Consider the following 21,751-nt stretch of genomic DNA (forward strand, 5'->3'; position numbering starts at 1 on the left):
GCTTCAACCCGGCGGACTCCAATCACTGGGACTGGAGCTTCTTCGCCCTCCGCACCTGGTGCAGGATCGGCTCGGTGTATCCGTTGGGCGAGGATGCGCCCTCAAGGATGAGCCGACGGGCAGCCATGAATGCGAGCCCGGGTCCGGTCGACCCGATCAGTGCTTCGTAGGTCGGGTCACCGGCATTCTGCGCATCGACGACCGCAGCCAGTTGCCCGAGGCTCGCGTCGACATCCGTCTTGCTGATCACGCCGTGGGTGAGCCAGTTCGCGAGGAGCTGACTGGAGATGCGCAGGGTCGCGCGGTCCTCCATGAGCCCGACGCCGTGAATGTCGGGAACCTTGGAACAGCCGACCCCCTGATCGACCCATCGAACGACATAGCCGAGGATCGACTGTACGTTGTCGTCGAGCTCGGTCTGGCGCTCTTCGTCGCTGAGCTCTCGTTCGGCGAGCGGGAGGACCAGAATCGGGTCGAGCGCCTGACGAGTGCGCCCGGCCAGTTCGCGCTGACGGACGGCCACGTCGACCTCGTGATAGTGGGTCGCGTGCAGTGTCGCCGCCGTGGGAGACGGGACCCAGGCGGTGGTGGCGCCGGACAGGGGGTGCGCGATCTTCTTCTCGAGCATGTCGTGCATGAGATCGGGCATGGCCCACATGCCCTTGCCGATCTGGGCCCGGCCGGGGAAACCCGCCGCGAGGCCGGCGTCGACGTTCGCGTTCTCGTAGGCCGCCATGAAGGGCATGGAACGGATCTCGCTCTTGGTGGCCATCGGCCCGGCGTGCATGGAGGTGTGAATCTCGTCGCCGGTACGGTCGAGGAATCCCGTGTTGATGAAGACGATGCGCTCCGCGGCGACGGCGATGCACGCCCGCAGATTCAGCGTCGTTCGCCGTTCTTCGTCCATGATCCCCACCTTCACGGTGAGCGGGGGCAGGCCCAGGAGCTTCTCCACCCGCGCGAACAGGTCGACGGTGAACGCCACCTCGTCGGGGCCGTGCATCTTCGGCTTGACGATGTACACCGAACCGGTGCGGGAGTTGCCGCCGCGGGTCTCGCCGACGAGATCGGGGAACGAACCGAGCACGGTCAGCACCGCGTCGAGAATTCCTTCGAAGACCTCGACGCCGGACGCATCCCGCACGGTTTCGGTCTGCATCAGGTGCCCGACGTTGCGCACCAGCAGCAGGCTCCGGCCGGGCAGCGTCAGCTCGCCGCCGTCGGGTGCCGTGTAAACGCGGTCGCCGTTCATGGTGCGCGTGAAGACGCCGGCACCCTTCCGGACGGTCTCGCTCAGGGTGCCGCGCATGAGCTCGCGCCAGTTGCGGTAGCCGAGCACCTTGTCCTCGGCGTCGACGGCTGCAACCGAGTCTTCGAGGTCCATGATCGTGGTGACCGCGGACTCGAGCACGATGTCCTGAATGCCCGCGGCATCCGTGGCCCCGATGAGTGCGGCCCGGTCGATGATCACGTCGAGGTGCAGTCCGTGGTGCAGGAAGAGCAGAGACGACGGTTGCGACGGCTCGCCTCGATAACCGACCAGCGCCGACGGGTCGGCCAGGGCGACGGATGATCCGTCCCCCAGAGCCACGACCAGCTCACCGTTCTCGACGCGGTACGCGACGGCATCCGTGTGCGAGCCCTTTTCGAGTGGAATGGCCTGGTCGAGGAGAGCGCGTCCGCGCGCGATGACCTGTGCGCCCCGGACAGCGTTGTAGGAGTCTCCGCGGGCCGCGCCGCCGTCATCCGCGATCGCGTCGGTGCCGTAGAGCGCGTCATAGAGCGAACCCCAGCGGGCGTTCGCCGCGTTGACAGCGAACCGCGCGTTAAGCAGCGGAACAACAAGCTGCGGCCCCGCCTGCGACGCGATCTCCGCATCAACGTTCGAGGTGGTGATGGTGAAGTCCCCGGGTTCGGGCGCGAGGTAGCCGATCTCGGTCAGGAAAGCGCGGTACTCGGCCGGGTCAGGCTGGCCGGGGTGAGCCTGATGAAAGGCATCGATTTGGGCCTGCAGGTCATCCCTGATGCCGAGCAGCTCAATGTTTTTGGGTGTGAGGTCGCTGATCAGCGTGCTCAACCCCTGCCAGAAAGCGTCCACGGCGATGCCGGTGCCCTGCAGGGCTTCATTCTCGACGAACGCGGCGAATGAAGCGGCGACATCGAGATCTGCTCGCTGTTCGCGTGGCGCGAGGCCGGCGACAGGCAGTGATACGGATGCTTCGACGGGCATGTTCATCGTTGAACTCCTTGGTAAGAACAGCTAGTGCGGGTGCGCCCGCTGGGCCGACTGTGTCTGGCCAGTCTCTCACCCGCCACCGCCCCTTCGTAACGAACTCACGTCGGGGCGGACTCGCCAGCCCTCACCGAAAACAGCGAATGAATCCGCGTCACCACTGACGACGACCACGTCATTATCCAGACGAAAGCCCCACCGGAATTCTCCGGCGGGGCTCTTTCATTCGCGAGCATCGTCAACGACGATGACGCCGCCACCGTCAAATAACGCGACGGGCGACCAGTGGGACCGCATGGTTGACCCCGGCGCCGGCCTGCCCAAGCAGCAACGGCAGGAACCAGGACCAGCCTTGCATCGTGGCTTCGGCTGGGTTCACGCGTCCGTTACACGCCTCGGCGACCCGACATCGAGCGCACCAAGAATGCAATCACAGCAATCACCAGCAGGACCACGCCCACCCACAAGAGGAAGTTCAGCGACTGCACAAAACCGCCCGTCAGCAAGAGGACGACCGCGATGATGGCCACGACGATCAGCAGAATGTTCATGGTGTTTCCTTTCCAATGTTTTCGAAACCTTCGGGCGACCGTCCTCGTTCGCTATTTCTCGAACACGTCTTTCACATGTTCGCCGGCCTGCTTCAGACTCGCCTTGGCCTGGTCGGTCTTGCCCTCAGTCTCGAGCGACTCGTCCCCAGCGATCTTGCCTGCGCTCTCCTTGAGCCTTCCCGAGGCCTTGTCAGCCGCGTTCTTGATCTTGTCAGCCTCACTCATTGTTTACACCTCTCAGCAATCAAAGACAGCGAGGCGGCGCCGGCCGATCGGATCCTCAGCGTTCTGGACGAGCCCCGTTCCGACCAACCTACTCTTGCGGTCGGGCTTCAACAATGGACTAGACACCGGCTCCCGCCTCATCCACCCGTAATTCCGGCCCGAGACCTGCGGGGTTGCGGAGCAGCGACACCCGTTTTGTCCGAACCCCGCACTGCGCTCGTACCACCCCCGGAACAACAAACCGGAAGGAGCCCCGGCCTCCCCGAATGACCCACCGCTACTATTGTGTGAATCACGCCCCGAAATGGCAGATGAGCGACGATACTCGGAAATGGCAGGCGCAAAATGAGCACACGCGGAACAGGCAGGCGAGGTATAGGTCTGATTGGGATCGTATATCTGGTCATCGGAGTCGTGGTCGCCGCCACCCACGGCTATCTCGTGGCATGGAACGTTCCCGCTAACATTCTTGAAGGTCTGGCGGTGATTGTGCTCTGGCCTCTCGTGGTCCCCTTCGGGGTCGATCTGCACTCCTTGATCGCATAGGGACCCGAGTATTACAACCGGATGCCCGCAGCGAGATTACGGTGCTGGCCTTGATCCCGGAGAGTGGACACGGGTTTCACCCACGAATCTCGGGTAATGCGTGCTGGCGCGGCTATAGACCACACTCCAAATCACTCCGGTTAGCTGGAGTGCCCAGAACGCTTCGGCTCTCTCGGTGAAGCATGCCTGTTCCTGAGCCGTTTCGTTGAGGGCTGCAACCATACCCACCACCACACCGGCATCGGCTTGAACTCACGCCCGCAGACGTTCACCACGGCCTTGCTGCCGGCCGCGCCGTCGAACGCGCCAAGTTTCTGGCCGCGGCCCGGGCGCAGTCAAACTATGCCGCCCGCTCTTCGCTGTACCGCGGCGCCATCGACTCCATCTGCTCCATCACGAGCTTGATGGCGACCGGCTGGCGGTCCGGCGGATAGCCGTACTTCACGAGCAACCGTTTGATGGAGGAGCGCAGCTTGGCGCGCACATCGTCGCGCACGGTCCAGTCGGTGCGCACGTCGCGGCGCATCACGGCCACCAGTTCGCGGGCGATGTCCGCCAGCACGGTCTCGCCCTGCACCTCGACGGCGGACTCGTTCTGCGCCACCGCGTCGAAGAACGCGAGCTCGTCGTGATTCAGCGGCGGATTGAAGCCGGCCCCGCGGTTCGCCTCCGCGGCGACCTCGCGGGCCAGGGCCACGAGCTCCGCGATCACCTCGGCCGAGGTGAGCTGCTGGTTCGTGTACTTGTTCATCAGCTCGAAGATCCGGTCCGAGAAGGCGCGCTGGCGCACCAGGTTGTTGCGCGTCGTGCGCACCGCCTCATCGGTGAGCAGCTTGCGCAGCGCCTCGATCGCGAGCTGCGGGTTGCGCGCGTGCTGCGTCTTGGCCATGAACGCCGGGCTGAGATCATCGAGCGACGGCTTCGGCATCCCGGCAGCCTCGTAGATGTCGAGCACCCCGCCCGCGCTCGTCGCCGATGCGATCAGCTCGCCCAGCAGACGCTGCACGTCCTCGGGCACCGGCTCACCGCGGGCCTGACGGTCCGAGGCATCGAACTTGGCCATCCACACCCGAGCCTCTTCGTACAGCTGGATCTCCGGCCGGCGCTCCTCAAGCTCTTGCGACCCGGCACCCGAGCACAGCGCCCACGCCCGCGACAGCTGCCCCGAGTAGCGGCGATACGCGGCCGCCAGGGTCTCTTCGCCCTCGGCAACCTGGTTGCCGGGTGTCGCCGGATCCCGCAGGTAGTTGACCGAGCCGGTCACGGCGTTCAGGTAGCGTTTCGGCCCGCCCTTGGCGAGCTCTGCCTTCCAGTCGTACCCGGCAAGCATCGCGCGCAGCATGTCGACGAGCGACAACGTCAGCACGATGGCGTCGTCGACGTCGCGCCCGATGGGCTTCAAGACCTGGTCGGTCTTCGTGTATTCGCCGAGTGCCTTGGCCAGGTTGTCGGCGAGCGGCGCATACGCCACGAGCAGGCCGTCTTCCTTGCCGCGGAACGTGCGGTTCACGCGCGCGAGCGTCTGCATGAGCAGCGCACCCTTGAGCGGTCGGTCCAGGTAGAGCGTGTGCAACGGCGGCGAGTCGTAACCGGTGAGCATCATGTCTTTCACGATCACCAGCTGCAGTTCGTCGTCGACGTCCTTGAGCCGGGCCTTAACCACGGCGTTGGCCGAATCGCGGCGCACGTGGTCGATGACGGGCGGCGTGTCCGATGCGGTGCCGGAGTAGACGACCTTGATGACGCCCTTGTCGAGGTCGTCGGAGTGCCATTTCGGCCGGAGCGCCACGATCGCCGCGTACAGGTTCGCGCAAATCTCGCGGGTTCCGCCGACGATCATGGCCTTGCCGGGCGACTCGATGAACTTCGTCATTTGGCCGCTCCGGTTCTCCCAGTGCGTCACGATGTCCTCGGCCAGCGCGGCGATGCGGTCCGGTGCGCCGTAGACGGCGTTCACGACCGCGACGGATGCCTCGATCCGTGCCCGTTCGGTGTCGTCCAGTCCCAGGGTGGCTTCGTCTGCTGCCTCGTCGAGGGTCTCTTCCATGACATCCGTTGCCAGGTTCACCTTGATCAGGCGCGGCTCGAAGTAGACCGGCACCGTGGCGCCGTCGTCGACGGCGCGGGAGAGGTCGTATATGTCGATGTACTCGCCGAAGACGTCGCGGGTGTTGCGGTCGTCGAAGGAGATGGGCGTGCCGGTGAACGCGATTAGGGTGGCGTGCGGGAGGGCGTCGCGCAGGTGGCGGGCATAGCCGTCGAGGTCGTCGTAGTGGCTGCGGTGCGCTTCATCGACGACCACGATGATGTTGCGCCGATCGGAGAGCAGCGGATGCTCCGCACCGGCCTGCTTCTCGGCCTCGCTGCGCCCGAACTTCTGCAGCGTGGTGAAGTAGATGCCGCCCGTGGCGCGGTTGCTGAGTTCGTCGCGCAGCTCGCTGCGCCGCTTGATCTGCCGGGGCTTCTCCGGCAGCAGCAGGCTCGCCGCAAACGTCTCGTAGAGCTGCCCGTCGAGCTCGTTGCGGTCGGTGATCACCACGACCGTGGGGTTCTTCAGCTTCGGATGCCGCGACACCAGGTTGGTGTAGAGCTCCATTTCCATCGACTTGCCCGAGCCCTGGGTGTGCCAGACCACGCCGGCCTTGCCGTTGCTCTCCACCGCCTGCGCCGTGCTGCCGACGGCCTTGGTGACGGCGAAGTACTGGTGCGGTTTGGCGATACGCTTGGCGAGCCCGTCGGCGCCCTCGTCAAAGGCGGTGAAGGAGCGCATCAGCTGCAGGAACCGCTCCTGGTTGTACAGGCCGAGCAGAGCGATCTCCATGCCGGTGGTCGCGTTCCAGTCGTTCGTGTCGCCGGATTTCACCGGGGTGCCGTCGTCGTCGACGTTCCAGGGCGAGAAGTGGTTGAGCGGCGTGAACGGGGTGCCGTATTTGGCGAGGATCCCGTCGCTGGCCAGCGTGAACACGCAGAACCGGAACGCCATCGGAAACTCCCGCAGGTAGGTCTGCAGCTGGGCGTGGGCCGCGGCGACATCCGCCGTCTCGCTGCCCGCCTTCTTCAGCTCGATTACGCTCACCGGCATGCCGTTGCAGTACAGCACGAGGTCGAAGCGCCGCTTGTAGTCGCCGCGGATGAGCGTGACCTGGTTCACCGCGAGCCAGTCGTTCTCCGACGGTTCGGCACTAACCAGACGGATGCTCGGATTCACCTCGGTGCCGTCGTCGCCGATGTAGCTGAGGCGAAACCCGTCGATCAGGTAGTCGTGGATCCGCTGGTTCTCGGTGATCGCGTCCTGCGACTTCGGCGAGGCGATCTCGGCGAGCGCCTGCACCAGGTACTCCCCCGGAACCGTCGGGTTCAGCCGCCGCAGCGCGTCGAGCAGCCGCGGTCGGATGAGCAGCTCATCCCAGCTGTCCCGCTGTCCGCTGCCCGGCGCGATCTGCTCGCCCGGCTTCGGCTGCCAACCGAGCGGTTCGCTGAGCAGGTCGAGCGCCACCTGCTCCCACTCCGCTTCCGAAAATCCCGCCATCAGAGCACCCCCTCAAGTACTTTCTCTGCATCCCTCACCCGAAGCTTGCCAGACATGAGCTGCGGGAGGAGTGCGTCGCGTGTTGCTGCGAGGGATTCGCTCTCGCGTTCAGCAAGAAGCGCGCTTTGCCACAGAGCGGTCATCAAGTCATCAATTTGATCAATCGCAGACCTGCTCGGGACAGCTACCAGTTCGTCAAGGTGTCGCCTCTGAATGTGACCCATCGTCGTCGCTTTGTCGGCGGCGATCCCCTTGAAATACGCGAGGCGTTCTCGTAGCAACTCATAGATAAGCCACGACGGTTGCTCGTTTGGCATGACCTTGAAGATGTGCTGATTAACGATGCCGTCCCCTCGGAACCACCGGTGGAGCGTAAGGGAGCCAGACCACGCGAAGAGTATGTCACCCGACCGTGCGAGAAATTCATCGCCGACTTCAGCGTCACTGAACACGGTCGATCCGCTGATGCCGGAGTTCAACTCCGCGATGCGAATAACCACTTTGCCGGTGCCACTGGCGCCCTTCGTGAACGCTTTGCCGTTCACGAAACGTGCCATCTCGGAGAGAGGTACCAGAGTGGACGCTCCTGCAATTGACTTGAACAAAGTCTGAGACAGACTTTCAGCGCCTTCGACGAGTTTCGCGTTGGCTGCAAGCTTGGCGTCGAGTGCCCCGAGCACACTCGCAATTCCTTCTTGATCTCTCCGAGGCGGTATCGACACGTTCATTTGGCGAAGGTGACTGGGCCCAAAGTGGCGCATCACGCTGCCTACGCCCATTTCCTGGATCTGCTGTTTGAACGTCGGCGCGGTCAGCACAAAGGGAATGAATCGCTGGCAGAGTCGTTCGTCTCGAGCTCTAAATCCGATTATTCCTGTGTAAGGAATTGCTCCGACCGCAGAAGGATCCACAGTCGCAACTTCACCAAGTGAAGCGGAAGAACTGAGCAGCACATCCCCAAGGGCGAGCCTGAACTGCGACCACCGAGTTGAGGCGAGCTCTGGATCGAGGAAATTGCAACCCTGCAGGAGGCCCGCCCCCACCTTGAGCCCAGCCAATCGAATGAGCGGTACACCTCGATCGTGAAAATCCTTCGCCAGTACCCCTGGCCCCTCGCGAAACTCCATCACTTCGACCAACGGAAGCGTTGTCCACTCAGACATGGACACGCCCCAGCTGCTCGCGCACGATGTCTGCCAGACGTTCGGCCTCCTCGAACTGAGTGAATAGCTCCGCCTTCAAACGCGCGATCTTGTGCTCGATTGGCACACCGTCGTCCTCGATGTCTACCGCTCCGACATACCGGCCTGGGGTGAGCGCATATTCTGCGGCCTTGATCTCGGCCAGCGACGCGGAGTAGGCGAAGCCGGGCTCGTCCGCGTAGGTGAGGCCAACGTCCGTTGCCGAAGCCGTGCCACGCCAGGCGTAGTACGTCCCCGCGATCTTCGCGATGTCCTCATCGGAGAGGGCGCGCTCAGCCCGATCGACCATGTAGCCAAGGTTGCGTGCATCAATGAATAGCACCTGACCCGTGCGGTCGATGCTGCCGTGCGCGCCAGCCATTTTGTCCTTGGCGAAGAACCAGGTGCAGACCGGGATTGCCGTGCTGCGGAACAGCTGGGTGGGCAGCACGATCATGCAGGAGACGAGGTCGGCCTCAACGAGCTGGGCGCGGATTTCGCCCTCACCGCCCGAAGTCGACGACATCGAGCCGTTGGCCATCACGACGCCGGCGCTTCCGCCCGGGGCGAGCTTGGAGATGATGTGCTGGATCCAGGCGTAGTTGGCATTGCCGGCCGGGGGCACGCCGTACTTCCAGCGCGGATCGCTCTCGCTGCGAGCCCAGTCCTTGATGTTGAAGGGCGGGTTGGCGAGCACGTAGTCGGCCTGCAGGTCGGGGTGCTGGTCGCGGGCGAAGGTGTCGCCCCAGCGGCTGGCGAGGTTGCCGTTCAGTCCGTGGATGGCGAGGTTCATCTTGGCCATGCGCCAGGTGCGCTCGTTCATCTCCTGCCCGTAGACGGAGATGTTCGAGCCCTCCTTGTGGTGGGACTCGAGGAACTTCTCGGTCTGCACGAACATGCCGCCCGACCCGCAGCAGGGGTCGTAGACGCGGCCGTGGGTGGGTTCGAGCACCTCCACGAGCACGCGAACGACGCCGGCGGGCGTGTAGAACTCGCCGCCGCGTTTGCCCTCTGCGGCCGCGAACTTCTCCAGGAAGTACTCGTAGACCTCGCCGAGGATGTCGCGGGCCTTCGTGGCGCCGTGGCCGGTGAAGCGGGCCGAGTTGAGCAGGTCGAGCAGCTCGCCGAGGCGGCGCTGGTCGACGCCGTCGCGGTTGTAGATGCGCGGCAGCGAACCGGCGAGGGCGGCGTTGTCGGCGGAGAGCAGGTCCATGGCCTCGTCGATGAGCAGGCCGATCGACTTCGGAGCCTCCCCCGGCGCGGCCGGCAGACCCTTCGCGTTCTCGGCGAGGTAGGTCCAGCGGGCGCGGGCGCCCACCCAGAACACGCCGCGGCCGGTGTACTCGTCGACGTCGTCGATCAGCTGGGCGATCTGGTCCTCGTTGAGGCCGTCGGCCTCCAGCTCGGTGCGGATCTGCTCACGGCGCTCGTCGAAGGCGTCGGACACGTACTTGAGGAAGACCAGGCCGAGGATGACGTCTTTGTACTGCGAGGCATCCATCGAGCCGCGCAGCTTGTCGGCGGCCTTCCAGAGGGTGTCTTTCAGCTCTTTCATGGTCGACGGCAGGGCCGCGACTTTGATCTTGGGTGCCACTAGTTGGTTCCTTCCAATGGAGCGAATGCGTGGGAAATTTGTGGGCCTGCGGTCTGGGAGACCGTGAGGCTGCCGGCGGTGACGCCGGCCATGAGCAGGGCGGCGAGCTCGTCGAGGTGGGCGAGGCGCTCGTGCGCGCGCTCCTGCTCCAACCGTACCGAGGCGAGGGCGTCGGCGAGCGCACGACTCTGCCGGTGATGCACCTGGCGCAGCGGCCAGCGCTGCCAGCGCCGGTGCCCGGGCGGAAGCGCCGCGATATCCGCGGCGACGACCTCGCCGAGTAGGCCGTTCGGGTCCTCGGGATTGATGCGCAAGATTCGGGCGGGGAAGAGCACCACCGAGGTGCCCTCCCGGTCGACGATGGCGGCGGGGTGCGGGGCCGTGGTGAAGACCAAGTCTCCGGGTTCCGTCACGCGGCCAGCGGGGTAGTCGGCGGCGAAGCGGAGGCGGTCGATGCGTCGGCGGCCGAGCGGGTTCTCGCCGAGCACCTCGGCGGGGCCGATGAGACGGATGCCGGCGGCATCCGTCTCGCCCCGGGCGATGTCCTCGGGGTCGAGGCGGTTGCCCTGGACGTACCGCAGGTGCTTGGCGGCCAGGAGCTGTTCCACGGTCTGAGTCCCGGCCGAGCCGGCCTGAGCGGGAAGGGTTGAGTCTCGCTGGTCGGTTGGGACGGTCGGCTCGGCGACGAGCCCGGCCAGGCCGGAGGCGGCATCCGTTTCGGTGTTCAGCATGGTGAGGAGGTCGTCTACCCGCACGGCGAGCGCGGCGCCCTGGGTCGTGCGCCCAGGTGCGGCGCGGCGTGCGCCGGCCACAAGGGAGTCTCGGCTGGCGAGCAGGGTGCGGGTGAGAACGAAGCGGGCGAAGCGGAAGGCGTGGGCGCGCACGGTGCCGCGGTCGCCCAGGGTGGCGATAAGGTCGCTGACCAGGTCGGCGATCACCGTCGGTTCGAGGGCCGTCGCGGTGAGGTCGGCGACCATGGTCCAGCGTTCGGCGAGTTGCACGTGCGCGTGGGCGGCGCCGAGCACCCAGAGGGCCTGGGACTGCTGAGGCTTGTGACGGATGACGCCGGCCGGCAGGCGCACGATGGCTCGCACCCGACCCGAACGCAGGATCGTGGAGCGCAGGCCGTCGGTGTCGCGCGGGAGGCCGGCATCCGTGAGCACCGACGCGGGCGCCAGGATCACGCCCAGCTGGTCGTTGTCCATCTGCAGCACGATCTGGTCGATCGCCGTCAGGATTGCGGTCGCGCTCATCGCCGGGTGATTTGCGGAGGGGAACTGCGCGAGGTGCACCGCAGTGCCCGTCACGGTGAACGCCCCCGATTCGTGCACCTCGAGGCCCGCGCGGGTTATGCGGTGCACGAGGAGGCGCCGGCGCAGGAGCCGGGCGGCTTCGTTGTCGGCATTGGCCGTGATCACCGTCACGTCACCGGAGGTGCTTTCGGCGCGGGCGATGGCCAGGATGGTGTCGCTCGCGCTGCCCATCGCATCGACGAAGACCGGATCGCCGGGCTGGGTTGCGGCGAGCGCGGCCGCCGTCTCGGCTATCAGGTCGAGAGCCGGGTCGCTGAGCGCTGTGTCGCTGAGGTCACGCAGGTCACGCTTGAAACGGTCGGCCATGAGGCGTTCGAAGGCCGCGGCCTCGCCGTAGGACGCCTCGACGAGGTCGTCCACGTAGCCCGCCAGCGACACCAGGCCGTCGCCGAGGCCTTCCACCTCACGGTAGAACAGGGCGTCGTCGGGATCGTGCTCGTCGGCGGCGTCGAGTAGGTCCCGGGCGGAGAGGGCGCCGAGCGGGCCGCCGGTGACGCTGCGCAGCGCGAGCAGGGCCGTCACCGCGCTAAAGGACTGCTCCGCTGCACGGGTCTCGTCGTTGAGAACGGCGTGGGCTGCGGCATCCGCTGACGCCTCGGGGTTGTTGCCGCGGTGCGTCTCGGCCAGCCATTGGCCCACCTGGCGGGCGTCGAACAGCTCCCGCCCGCGCAGCCGAGTGACGGGCGCCGGGAACGGGGAGTCACTGTCGGCGGCACGGGAGCGCCAGACCGAGACAACCGGGCGCTGCACACGGGCCAGGGCGGCGACGTCGGACATCGTCAGCAGGAGGGCCGGGCCTTGCTCGGTCATCTGCGCTCCCCCCTATCGTCGTGTGAGTTCAGGCTAGGGCACGTGGGATGTTTTCAGGTCGCGATGCTGATAACCCCTGTTATCAGATTGTTTAGGTTCTTGGCCATCTGCTGGGCCCTAGCGTGACGTTGTGCCTGATTCACCCGAAGTTTCAGGCACCGGCAGGCGGTGCCGGCTCCGGGGGGAACAACCGGTGCCGCCTGCTCCAGCTACTCGACACACACAGCCCGCAGTTTCAGCGACAAGTTTCAGCGACAAAGGAGTTCATTGACATGACCACAGACGACCACGGCGTTTCGGGGGTTCACGCGATAGTCGCGGAGGCCGGGCCGGCACCAGACCCGGTGGCCGCTTCCGCTGGGGCATCGGCCCCCGCACCGGCATCCGCTCGGGCATTCTCGACCCGGGAGCTCCGAATCGGCGGGGCGGCTCTGGGCCTCGGGGCGGTCGTCGGCGTGATCGCATCGCTGCTCGTCGCATCCGTCGCCGGCAGTATCGGCTCTCTCGTGGCTGCGAACCCCATGGCCGACGCGGCCGCGGCCTGTGACGTCGAAGGTGGCCTGTGGATCACCGTCGGCGACGAGGGCCGCAGCATCACGATGGATGGCGAGGGCGAGGAGTCGGTGGGCGCCGATTACGCGGATATGGCCTGCATCCTCAACGAGCTCGGCACCCCGGACAGCGTGATCAGCCGGATCGACACCACCCGGGCACTGGACGGTCGCCAGACCGGCACCTGGGACGGCTACTCCGCGTCGTGGGGCTACCACCCCGACAACGGCCTCGACATCGTGATCGACGTCACGAAATAACGACCTCTCTACCTCTTCTTTTGTACTCACGAACGACCATCCGAACTGGAGACCACCACAATGACTGACACCACCAATCGTTCCCCGATCGCCGGGGTTCCGGCATCACAGCAGGAGCAGGCCATCCCGTTCACTCCCCCGGGCCTGCCGCAGAACGTGCCGCTCACCCCGGGCCCTGCGTCCGTCTCGAACAAGTCGTTCGTGATCAACTGGCTGTTCGCCCTGCTCCTCGGCCTCTTCGCCGTCGACCGCTTTTACCTGGGCAAGATCGGCACCGGCCTGCTCAAGCTGTTCACCTTCGGCGGTCTGGGTGTGTGGGTGCTCGTCGACCTGATCCTGGTTCTCACCGGATCCCAGCGCGACAAGCAGGGACGGATGCTGGCCGGCTACGACCAGAACAAGAAGATCGCCTGGATCGTCTCCGGCGCGGTGATCGCCCTCTCGATGCTCATCTCGGGCGTGAACGCAGCCACGAACCCGCAGGATGCAACGCCTGCAGCGGTGGCGCCGGACGCGACCGCCGACTCGGTTGAGGCGGCGGAACCGACGCCGGTCGAGACTGTGGCACCAGTTGAGGAAACGCGGGCTCCCGAGCCTCCGGCCCCAGCCGTGCCTGCCGAGTTCGCGTCCGCGCTCGTCAAGGCCGCGAGCTACTCGAAGACCATGCACATGAGCAAAGTGGGACTCTTTGGTCAGCTCACATCGGAGTACGGCGAAAGATTCTCGCCGGAGGCCGCTCAGTACGCGGTGGACAACGTTCAGTCTGACTGGAACGCCAACGCCCTCGCCAAGGCTAAGTCCTACCAAGAAAGTATGGCCATGTCACCCGAGTCGATTCGTGAACAGCTCACCAGCGAGTACGGGGAGCAGTTCACCCCAGAGGAAGCCGACTACGCGATTCAGCATCTGAACGACTAGTCGGTCGTCACAGCGAGGATCCTGCCTGCCCTTGGGCAAACAACGAACCCCCTGCTCAGCAGGGGGTTCGTTGTGCACTCGGCTCGGCATTTCGGACTAGGAAGACGGTCCCTGCGCCGGCAGTGCGATTCCTTGTTCCTGCGCAAACTTCATGACGTTCGGCATGATCACCGCGGCTTGCTCCTTTGCGTCCTGGGTGGGAGTGAAGGCCACATACTCGCAGCCAGCGAACACGATCGGCGTGTGCCCGGGCTCGATTATGAACGCGTCCCCGGCCTCGAAGAATTCCTCGACCCCTTCGCCTGTCCGCACACCGAATTTGCCCTTGAGCACGTATCCGAAGTGGTTCGCCTGGCACTGATCATTGAGCGCACCTTTGAAGAAGATCGCCTGATCCATGTCGATGAGGTTGCTTTCAATGGTGACGGTCCAGCCACCGATCTCCTGCTCGTAGGCGTCTACATAGCCTGGGAACCCGGTGTGAGACGAAGCAGTGTCCTTCGATACCTTCGGCATCTTCTTCTCCTTCCAACGCGGTGATTCGCGCCGAGTCTGTGCCCCGGCCATCCGTCACTGCGCACGCCAGGCATCTTTGTACGGCGCGACCAGAAGGTATAGGCCTGTTCGGTGAGCAGAGCCTCGAGCGGCTGCGGCTTGGGAAGAACGCGCCGTCTACGCGTGGGCGATCACCCAGCAGCCTCAACTGACGCCGCACGTGGTGGTCAGAGGGGTTCAACCAAGGCTATGTGGATTCTAACCTCGGCCTCCGTTTAGGCATTTGAACGCCGACCCTCTGTGCCGGGCGCGTGAGTGCGCTTACGGTCAGCGTGAGGACCCGCCACCCGTGCGCCAATGCCCTGACAAAGGACCGAAGATGAACTTCTTGCCCGCTCCCGCCGCCCGCCACCTGGTTTCCTCTGCGCCCTCACGGCCGCATCCGAGCCCGGATTGGCGTCGTCTGTGGGTGAGCCTGGTCACTGTTTTGGCCGTGGTGCTGGGCGGGCTGACCGCACCGGCCGCGTTCGCCTCGTCCGCAAACGGCGCCACCTTCTCGGGCGGCGCAGGCACCGTGACAGTCGGTGGCGCGCTGTTCGCCACGAGCGGGGCTGGCGTGACCCTCACCGTGAGCACGTCCAACGATACGAAGTGCGTCGACGTCACCGGGGCCTTCACCGCTCACCAGATGTCCACGATCGGCAAGACGACGTGGACATTCACCACTACGGCGAGCACGGGCGACGGGGCCCGCGCCGTGACCGCGACGGCCTCCCCGAGTGAAAATTCGCAGGGGAAATGCACCGGGTCGTCAAGTTCGGCGCAGGCTTCCTACACCGTGGACAACACCGGTCCCGTCCTGCAGTCGACCCTCACCCCTGCCGCTAACGCCGCCGGGTGGAACAAGACCGACACTGTGGTCGCCTGGACCGCCACCGACGCAGGTTCCGGCGTGGGAACCGGCCCGACGCCCGCGTCATCCACCGTGAACGCCAACGGAACCACCAACATCACGTCGACGGCGCGAGACAGGCTGAACAACCTTGCATCGGCATCCGTCACCGTGCGGATCGACAAGGGCTCCCCCACCATTACCGCGACCCAGGTCACGAACCCCGCCGGCACTACAACGGTGACCTTCACCTGCAGCGACCCGACCTCCGGCATCGCCAGCTGCCTGGCCCAGGGCAGCACCACCAACGCAGTCACCGTGCAGCCGGGCAGCACCGTCATTGGCACCGCCACCGACGCTGCCGGTAACAGCAGCACGAAAACGGTCTCCGTAGCCGCCGGCGATACCAGCGCCCCCACACTCAGCGGCACCCCCACCACCCCTGCGAACGCCTCCGGCTGGTACGCGAACGACGTCACGGTTCGCTGGACCGCCGCAGACCCCGAGTCTGGAATCCCGACCGCACCGGTAGACACCACTATCTCCGGTGAGGGAACCGGCCTGACCAGCTCAACGTCCGTTCTGAACGGTGCCGGGCTGTCGACCACCGCGACCAGCCCTGCCGTGAAGATCGACCGTACCGCGCCCACGACCGGCATCAGCGGCAGCTCCAACACCTGGACCAACAACGCCGTGACTGTGTCCCTCTCGGCCGCCGACAATCTGTCCGGCGTCGCCCGCACCGAATACACGATTGACGGTGGCCCGACCCAGACGGGAACCGGCTTCACGCTCTCCTCCGAAGGCGATCACACGGTGACCTTCCGCAGCATCGATGCAGCCGGAAATGCCGAAGCCGTGCGGACCGCCCAGGTCCGCATCGACAGGACCGCTCCCACCATCGGCCACGTCTTCACGCCGCTGAGCTACGCCGATGGCACCTGGACCAATGCCAACGTGACGGTGACCTTCAGCTGCGCCGACCAGGGCGGATCCGGCGTCGCTGGCTGCACCGCGCCGTCGACCATCACCACTGAGGGCACCTCCGCCGTGGTCGGAACGGCAACTGACGGCGCCGGCAACAGCGCAACGGATTCCGCCAGCGTCCGCGTCGACAAGACGGTGCCCACAATCAGCGCCGTCGCGTCGGGCGTGCAGAACGACTCCGGTTGGTACCGCGACGACGTCACAATGAGCTACACCGCCAACGACGAGCTGTCCGGCGTCGCCGGAACACCGGCGAACGTCGTTCTCAGCGAAGGTTCCGAACAGTCCGCATTCGCGACGGTGACCGACGCGGCCGGCAACAGCAACAGCGCCGGAGTGACGGGCATCAACATCGACAAGACGCCGCCGGTGCTCACCGCCGAGTACTCCGCTGCCGCCTGGAACACCGACGACGTGACGGTGACCTGGACGTGCACGGACGCCCTGTCCGGTCCGGCCGGCCAGCCGAATAACACCAGCGTCACCGGCGAAGGCATCAACTTGTCATCGACTGCGAGCTGCTCCGACGTGGCCGGAAACGTCACCACCAAGACAGTCACCGGCATCAAGATCGACCGCTCGGCGCCCGCCACCGTGGCCGATGTTCCTGACCCGCTGGCCAGCGGCTGGTACGGCGACGCCGTGCTGGTCACCCTCACCGGCAGCGACAATCTATCGGATGTGGTGGCCACCAGCTACACCGTCGACGGCGGTGCGGTACAGGCCTACACCGAAGCTTTCAGCCTCGACAGCACGGGTGAGCACACCGTCCTGTTCTGGAGCACCGACGGTGCCGGCAACGTTGAGAAGGCCGGCGCACCGCTCACGCTGAAGGTCGACACCATCGCACCGACGACGACGGTGGTGAACCCGATCTCGCCGGCCAGCGGTTGGTTCGTGACCAGTGGCATCCCGGTGGCATTCGAGGCGAGCGACACCGGCTCCGGAATCTCCGCCACGCATTACACGATCGACGGCGGTGAGACGCAAACCTATGGTGCACCGTTCACCGCGAATCTCTCCACCGGCACCCACACCATCACCTATTGGAGTGTCGACCTCGCCGACAACACCGAGGAACACGCGACAACGAACACCGTCAACGTCAACGTCGACACAGATGCCCCGACGATCGTCGGCGCCGCCAGCCCCAAGGCCAACGCCGCGGGCTGGAACAACACCGACGTCGACGTAACCTTCAGCTGCAACGACCTCGCCTCAGGACTGCAGACCGGAGTCGCCGGTTGTGCGGGAGACACCACACTGACCAACGACGGTGCCGGCCAAACGGTAGTCGGCGATGCGGTCGATGTGGCCGGAAACACGCGCACCACGACCTTCGGCCCCGTCAACATCGACACGGTCAAGCCCACCCTGATGGGCGTTCCGGCCGACGGTAACGCGGCGGGCTGGCACACGGATGACGTGCTGGTCAAATGGATCGGAGATGATGCGCTCTCTGGCATCGACCCGACCACCCAGCCGGGCGACTCCTACGTCACCGGAGAGGGCGCCGATCTGGGCGCCGGTCCGGTAACCATCGCCGACAAGGCCGGCAATCTCAGCGACCCCGCATCGGTGACGGGTGTGAAGATCGACCGGACCGCGCCGCACATCGACGGCTCCCCCACCACGTCGGCGAACGCCGCCGGCTGGTACTCAGGCGACGTTACTGTCGACTACACCTGCACCGACGCCCTCTCTGGCATCGCAAAATGCCCGACAAGCAAGCTGATCACCGGCAACGGTGCTGACCAGAAGGTGACCGGCGACCCGGCAACGGATGTCGCGGGCAACCAGGCGGCCGGAGTCACGGTTTCCGGCATCAACATCGACGGCAGTGCCCCCAGCACGGTCAGCAACAACACCTGCACGGCGGTCAACGACTACTGCAAGGGTGACTTTGCCAACGTGGTGCTGACGGCGACCGACCAGGCCGGCCTCTCCGGCGTGAAGGAGATCCGCTACAGCGTTGACGGCGGCACCGAACAGGTGACGGCGGGAGCGACCGCAACGGTCCGTGTTCCGCTGACGGGTAGCGGAAGCGGCTCTGTGCAGTACTACGCGGTCGACAAGGCCGGCAACGTGGAAGCCTCGAACGGGGTTTCTCTCAAGTGGGACAACATCGCCCCGACCGTGACCCACACCGTCTCACCCACGCCCAACGCCGACGGGTGGAATAAGGGTGACGTCACCGTCACCTTCACGGCGAAGGACGACGACAGGGGCTCCGGTGTCACCGGCATCAGTGCTCCGGTCACGGTTTCCACCGAGACCGCCGGGCGGGTCGTCACCGGCTCGGCCACGGACACCGCCGGCAATGTCGGTACCGACTCGGTCACGGTCAAGCTCGACAGGACCGCACCGACCATCACTGGCACCATCACGGCCGGCACCCGGACGGCCAGCGGCTGGTACACGGGCCCTGTTACCGTAACGTTCACCTGCACGGATGCCCTGTCGGGCATAGTCACCTGCCCCGACCCGGTGGTGCTCTCCGCCAACGGTGCCAACGCCGCGTCGGGTACCGCCACCGACAAGGCCGGCAACAGCACCACGGCCAGCGTTCCCGGCATCAACATCGACCAGGAGAAGCCGACACTCACCACCGCGAATGTCAATGTGCAGGATGGCACCTTCACCGTCGGCTCCGTGCCCGCGCCGACCTGCACGGCCACTGACAGCTTTTCCGGGGTGGCGTCCTGCCGGGTGACCGTCACCGGTGGCAACGCGAACGGCGTCGGCACCTTCACCTACACGGCGACGGCCACGGACAAGGCGGGGAACTCGACGACCATCACGGGCACCTTCCGGGTGGTCTACCGGTTCGACGGGTTCCTGCAGCCGATCAATGACACCGCCCACCAGATCGGCGTCGCGACCAGCGTGTTCAAAGCCGGCAGCACTGTGCCGGTCAAATTTCAGCTGCGGGACGCCGCAGGCAACCTCGTGCAGGCTGCCTCCGCCCCGATCTGGCTGACGCCGGTGAAGGGCGTTGCGATGAACGTTCCGGTGGATGAGACGGTGTACACCGCAGTCTCCGACAGCGGCAGCGTCTTCAAGTACGACGCGACAAGCAAGCAGTACATCTACAACTGGAAAACCGGAAGTGCCAGCGGAAACTACTGGCGCATCGCCGTGATTTTGGATGACGGGCAGACGCACTTCGTCAACATCGGACTTCGCTAGCCGTTGATCAGGCACAAGGCCTCGCACCCTCTCGGGCGCGGGGCCTTGTGCCGCCCGCTACATGAAGCAAAGAGAGGACAAGCACATGCACTGCCCATCCTGGTGCACGACCCGTCATAGCCCCGGTCTTGGTGAAGAGAATTGGCTGCACGTGAGCGAACCGCTGGCCCTCGACGATGGCGCGCTTGCCCGGTTGTGCCTGTCGGTCGACCCTGACACCGGCACTGCGGATGGGCCCTACGTACTCATCGGCAGCACGGAGTACACGCTGAAGGAAGCCGAAGGGCTGGGCGCCGCGCTGGTCGCCCTGGCGGGCAGTGGGGGCGACATCGGCACTGCTGAGGTCGGCGCTCCCTAGTCGTTGCGGAGTAGCTTGAAAGCTGAATCGCGGTCAGGAACGACGAGTTTGCGCAGCACCGAGGAAACGTGCACCCGCACGGTCGTTGGCGACACGAACAGTCGTTTCGCCACCTGATCGGTGGACTCGCCCTGGCCGAGCAACTCCATGACCTCCCATTCGCGGGCGCTGAGCCTCGCGGCGGCAGCAGACCGCCTGAGATGGCGCCGGGCCGGGCCTCGGAACTCCGCGAGGATGCGGGTCACCAGACCCGGGCTGATCGCCGAATCGCCCGCCAGCACGCTGCGCAGGGCATCGGGCAGTTTCGCCGGATCGGTGTCCTTGAGAAGATAACCGGATGCCCCGGCCCGCAAGGAATCGAACAGGTCGTCATCCTCTTTGGACTGGGTGAGCATGACGACGGCAGTGTCCCCCAGCTCGAGATTGATCCGGCCCGCGGCGTAGATCCCGTTGCCGGGCATGTGGATGTCGAGCAGCACCACGTCGGGCCGGTGCTCGAGCGCCAACACGATAGCTTCGTCCGCGCTCGCGCCCTCAGCGCAAACCTCGCAGCCGCCGTCCTCAAGCGCCGCCCGAATCTGACCGCGCACCCGAGCGTGATCGTCCGCGATGATTACCCGAATCCGCTCACCTACCATGTGACCTTCACCACCATGCCGTGACCGAAGGCCCGGTCCACCTCGAACGAACCGGGAAGAGCCTGAGCCCGTTCCCGCATGCTGAGCAGCCCATAACCGGCATTCTGCCCGAGGGTTTCGGCCACGTTGAATCCCAAGCCGTTATCCCGGATCAGCAGCTGTCGCTCACCGCCGACAGAGCCCAGGTGCAACAGCACTCTTTGCGCTCTGCCGTGATGCACCGCATTCGCGACGGCTTCCTGGGCAATGCGCATGAGCGAGTGTTTCTGGTCCCAGTTAGCGACGATGGACTCGTCGATGTCGACGTCCAGGGTTACGGAATAGCGCATGGCCAGTTCTCGCGCTGTGCGACGCAGCACGATGCCCAACGGCTCGTCGTTTGGTCGTCCGAGTGCCTGCACGGCAGCGCGTATTTCGTCGAGGGCCCGGTCGCAGGCGGCCAGGATGCGGGCTGCGGCGTTGCCTGGAGCAATGGTATTACCGGGTGCGCCACCGGCGACAACGACTTCCGCCGGGATCGCGTGGCTTGCGGAGCGGATGTAGATCAGCTCCTGGACGACGCCGTCGTGCAGTTCCCGCGCGACGCGGTGCCGATCATCCTCTACTGCGGCCAAAGACTGCGCGCTCCAGTACTGCCTGAGCTCTCGCGCGGCGCCCACCAGCAGCAGCACGTAGCATCCGGCGCGGAGCAGGTCGCCTGCGTAGAGCCAGTCACTGTAACGGGACGGAAACATCGTGTAGTCCAGGCGCGAGAACCCCGCGAGGGCGCACGCGGGCCCCAGCCAGCGAAGCAGTTCGTCTGTGTACCGTCGTGACTGAACGGCGAAGGCGACGGATGCGGTGAAGAAACATACCGCCGCGACGCCCTGCGCAATCGGAACCAGAGGGTGCCACTCGGTGATGCCGTCCTGACCCTGCGCCGGAAGGCCGCCCCGGTCGAGTGTGACCGGAAGGCTCAGCCGGGCCGCCCAGAGAGCCAGACAGGTCACCACGAGCAGCATGATCACCGCCATCGGCACGAACTGGGACCGGCGGATGTCGGCGAGCTTTCTGGGACGTCCGAAGTTTGCCATCGCCGCCGCGGCGATGACGGCGGCCCCCATCACTCTGATCGTCAGCGGCAGCCACACATCGAGAGCGCCGGGGAGCGGACCGCTCAGCGCTTCGGCCGCCGCAGAGAGACCCAGTCCCGGCACGGCCAGGAGAACGAGGCCGTTGGCCAGAAGCAGGTCCGACAGCCGGCGCCGGCGCGCATACTTGCCGAACACGAGATAGGCCACCAGGAGTGCCACACAGGAGTACACGGTATCAAGCGCCAAATGCGCATTCGGGCTCCGGAATCCCGAATCCAGCCAGGGGCTCCACAGGATCAGGCCGGTGACTGTGGACCCAAACATCCACGCTGCAGTGGTCAGGCTGACGCTGGATACGCGATGTTCACGCACGGGCGGCCATCCAACGACAGTGTGCAGCGGGCAAA

Annotated in this window: 14 protein-coding genes; 4 read left to right on the forward strand and 10 right to left on the reverse strand. The window is 65.6% G+C overall.

Annotated features, from left to right (window positions below; translation table 11 throughout):
• Nucleotides 1–22: 22 nt before the first annotated feature.
• The 7 genes from E3T37_RS14940 to E3T37_RS14965 form a co-directional block, all read right to left on the reverse strand.
• Nucleotides 23–2,236: a malate synthase G gene (locus tag E3T37_RS14940; protein WP_241975745.1), complete on the reverse strand. Its 2,214-nt coding sequence runs from the start codon at nt 2,234–2,236 to the stop codon at nt 23–25.
• Between the two features lie 383 nt (nt 2,237–2,619).
• Nucleotides 2,620–2,784 (reverse strand): hypothetical protein, encoded by a 165-nt coding sequence (locus E3T37_RS16945; protein WP_166787179.1) that lies wholly within the window; start codon nt 2,782–2,784, stop codon nt 2,620–2,622.
• 51 nt (nt 2,785–2,835) lie between these two features.
• A complete protein-coding gene (locus E3T37_RS14945; protein ID WP_134368061.1) occupies nt 2,836–3,009 on the reverse strand; it encodes a CsbD family protein in 174 nt (57 codons plus the stop codon).
• 886 nt (nt 3,010–3,895) lie between these two features.
• The gene (locus E3T37_RS14950) at nt 3,896–7,084 is read right to left on the reverse strand and encodes a type I restriction endonuclease subunit R (RefSeq protein ID WP_134368062.1); all 3,189 of its coding nucleotides are present in this window, start codon (nt 7,082–7,084) and stop codon (nt 3,896–3,898) included.
• Nucleotides 7,084–8,247: a restriction endonuclease subunit S gene (locus tag E3T37_RS14955; RefSeq protein WP_134368063.1), complete on the reverse strand. Its 1,164-nt coding sequence runs from the start codon at nt 8,245–8,247 to the stop codon at nt 7,084–7,086. The genes E3T37_RS14950 and E3T37_RS14955 overlap by 1 nt, the downstream gene beginning before the upstream one ends.
• Entirely contained in the window at nt 8,240–9,859 is a 1,620-nt protein-coding gene (locus tag E3T37_RS14960) for a class I SAM-dependent DNA methyltransferase (protein ID WP_134368064.1), read from the reverse strand. The genes E3T37_RS14955 and E3T37_RS14960 overlap by 8 nt, the downstream gene beginning before the upstream one ends.
• Complete coding sequence (locus E3T37_RS14965) at nt 9,859–11,982, reverse strand: hypothetical protein (RefSeq protein ID WP_134368065.1); 2,124 nt, start codon at nt 11,980–11,982, stop codon at nt 9,859–9,861. The genes E3T37_RS14960 and E3T37_RS14965 overlap by 1 nt, the downstream gene beginning before the upstream one ends.
• A 272-nt stretch (nt 11,983–12,254) precedes the next feature.
• Between E3T37_RS14965 and E3T37_RS14970 the strand changes: the two genes are divergently transcribed.
• Together E3T37_RS14970 and E3T37_RS17475 are read left to right on the forward strand one after the other, a co-directional pair.
• Nucleotides 12,255–12,794 (forward strand): hypothetical protein, encoded by a 540-nt coding sequence (locus E3T37_RS14970; protein WP_134368066.1) that lies wholly within the window; start codon nt 12,255–12,257, stop codon nt 12,792–12,794.
• A gap of 60 nt (nt 12,795–12,854) precedes the next feature.
• Complete coding sequence (locus tag E3T37_RS17475; protein WP_134368067.1) at nt 12,855–13,712, forward strand: Ltp family lipoprotein; 858 nt, start codon at nt 12,855–12,857, stop codon at nt 13,710–13,712.
• A 96-nt stretch (nt 13,713–13,808) separates the two neighbouring features.
• On the opposite strand, the gene E3T37_RS14980 is transcribed toward E3T37_RS17475, so the two are convergent.
• The gene (locus E3T37_RS14980; RefSeq protein ID WP_134368068.1) at nt 13,809–14,228 is read right to left on the reverse strand and encodes a hypothetical protein; all 420 of its coding nucleotides are present in this window, start codon (nt 14,226–14,228) and stop codon (nt 13,809–13,811) included.
• A gap of 358 nt (nt 14,229–14,586) precedes the next feature.
• On the opposite strand from E3T37_RS14980, the gene E3T37_RS14985 reads away from it, so the two are divergent.
• Together E3T37_RS14985 and E3T37_RS14990 are read left to right on the forward strand one after the other, a co-directional pair.
• On the forward strand, nt 14,587–19,275 hold the full coding sequence (locus E3T37_RS14985) for a PxKF domain-containing protein (RefSeq protein ID WP_134368069.1): 4,689 nt from the start codon (nt 14,587–14,589) through the stop codon (nt 19,273–19,275).
• An 85-nt stretch (nt 19,276–19,360) separates the two neighbouring features.
• Nucleotides 19,361–19,633, forward strand: coding sequence for a hypothetical protein (locus E3T37_RS14990; protein WP_134368070.1), 273 nt, complete (start codon nt 19,361–19,363; stop codon nt 19,631–19,633).
• Here the strand turns inward: E3T37_RS14990 and E3T37_RS14995 are convergent.
• Nucleotides 19,630–20,271 (reverse strand): response regulator transcription factor, encoded by a 642-nt coding sequence (locus E3T37_RS14995; RefSeq protein WP_134368071.1) that lies wholly within the window; start codon nt 20,269–20,271, stop codon nt 19,630–19,632. The two genes, E3T37_RS14990 and E3T37_RS14995, sit on opposite strands and share 4 nt — an antisense overlap.
• Nucleotides 20,265–21,716: a sensor histidine kinase gene (locus E3T37_RS15000; protein ID WP_134368072.1), complete on the reverse strand. Its 1,452-nt coding sequence runs from the start codon at nt 21,714–21,716 to the stop codon at nt 20,265–20,267. Before E3T37_RS15000 ends, E3T37_RS14995 begins: the two co-directional genes overlap by 7 nt.
• Between the last annotated feature and the right edge of the window lie 35 nt (nt 21,717–21,751).

The organism is Cryobacterium sp. TMT2-10 (genome assembly GCF_004403075.1).
Classification (GTDB): domain Bacteria; phylum Actinomycetota; class Actinomycetes; order Actinomycetales; family Microbacteriaceae; genus Cryobacterium; species Cryobacterium shii.

Excerpts from the sequence above, each read along its gene's own strand:
- E3T37_RS14940 (WP_241975745.1), bottom strand. The coding sequence starts at position 2,236 with ATGAACATGCCCGTCGAAGCATCCGTATCACTGCCTGTCGCCGGCCTC.
- E3T37_RS16945 (WP_166787179.1), bottom strand. The coding sequence starts at position 2,784 with ATGAACATTCTGCTGATCGTCGTGGCCATCATCGCGGTCGTCCTCTTG.
- E3T37_RS14945 (WP_134368061.1), bottom strand. The coding sequence starts at position 3,009 with ATGAGTGAGGCTGACAAGATCAAGAACGCGGCTGACAAGGCCTCGGGA.
- E3T37_RS14950 (WP_134368062.1), bottom strand. The coding sequence starts at position 7,084 with ATGGCGGGATTTTCGGAAGCGGAGTGGGAGCAGGTGGCGCTCGACCTG.
- E3T37_RS14955 (WP_134368063.1), bottom strand. The coding sequence starts at position 8,247 with ATGTCTGAGTGGACAACGCTTCCGTTGGTCGAAGTGATGGAGTTTCGC.
- E3T37_RS14965 (WP_134368065.1), bottom strand. The coding sequence starts at position 11,982 with ATGACCGAGCAAGGCCCGGCCCTCCTGCTGACGATGTCCGACGTCGCC.
- E3T37_RS14970 (WP_134368066.1), top strand. The coding sequence starts at position 12,255 with ATGACCACAGACGACCACGGCGTTTCGGGGGTTCACGCGATAGTCGCG.
- E3T37_RS17475 (WP_134368067.1), top strand. The coding sequence starts at position 12,855 with ATGACTGACACCACCAATCGTTCCCCGATCGCCGGGGTTCCGGCATCA.
- E3T37_RS14980 (WP_134368068.1), bottom strand. The coding sequence starts at position 14,228 with ATGCCGAAGGTATCGAAGGACACTGCTTCGTCTCACACCGGGTTCCCA.
- E3T37_RS14985 (WP_134368069.1), top strand. The coding sequence starts at position 14,587 with ATGAACTTCTTGCCCGCTCCCGCCGCCCGCCACCTGGTTTCCTCTGCG.
- E3T37_RS14990 (WP_134368070.1), top strand. The coding sequence starts at position 19,361 with ATGCACTGCCCATCCTGGTGCACGACCCGTCATAGCCCCGGTCTTGGT.
- E3T37_RS14995 (WP_134368071.1), bottom strand. The coding sequence starts at position 20,271 with ATGGTAGGTGAGCGGATTCGGGTAATCATCGCGGACGATCACGCTCGG.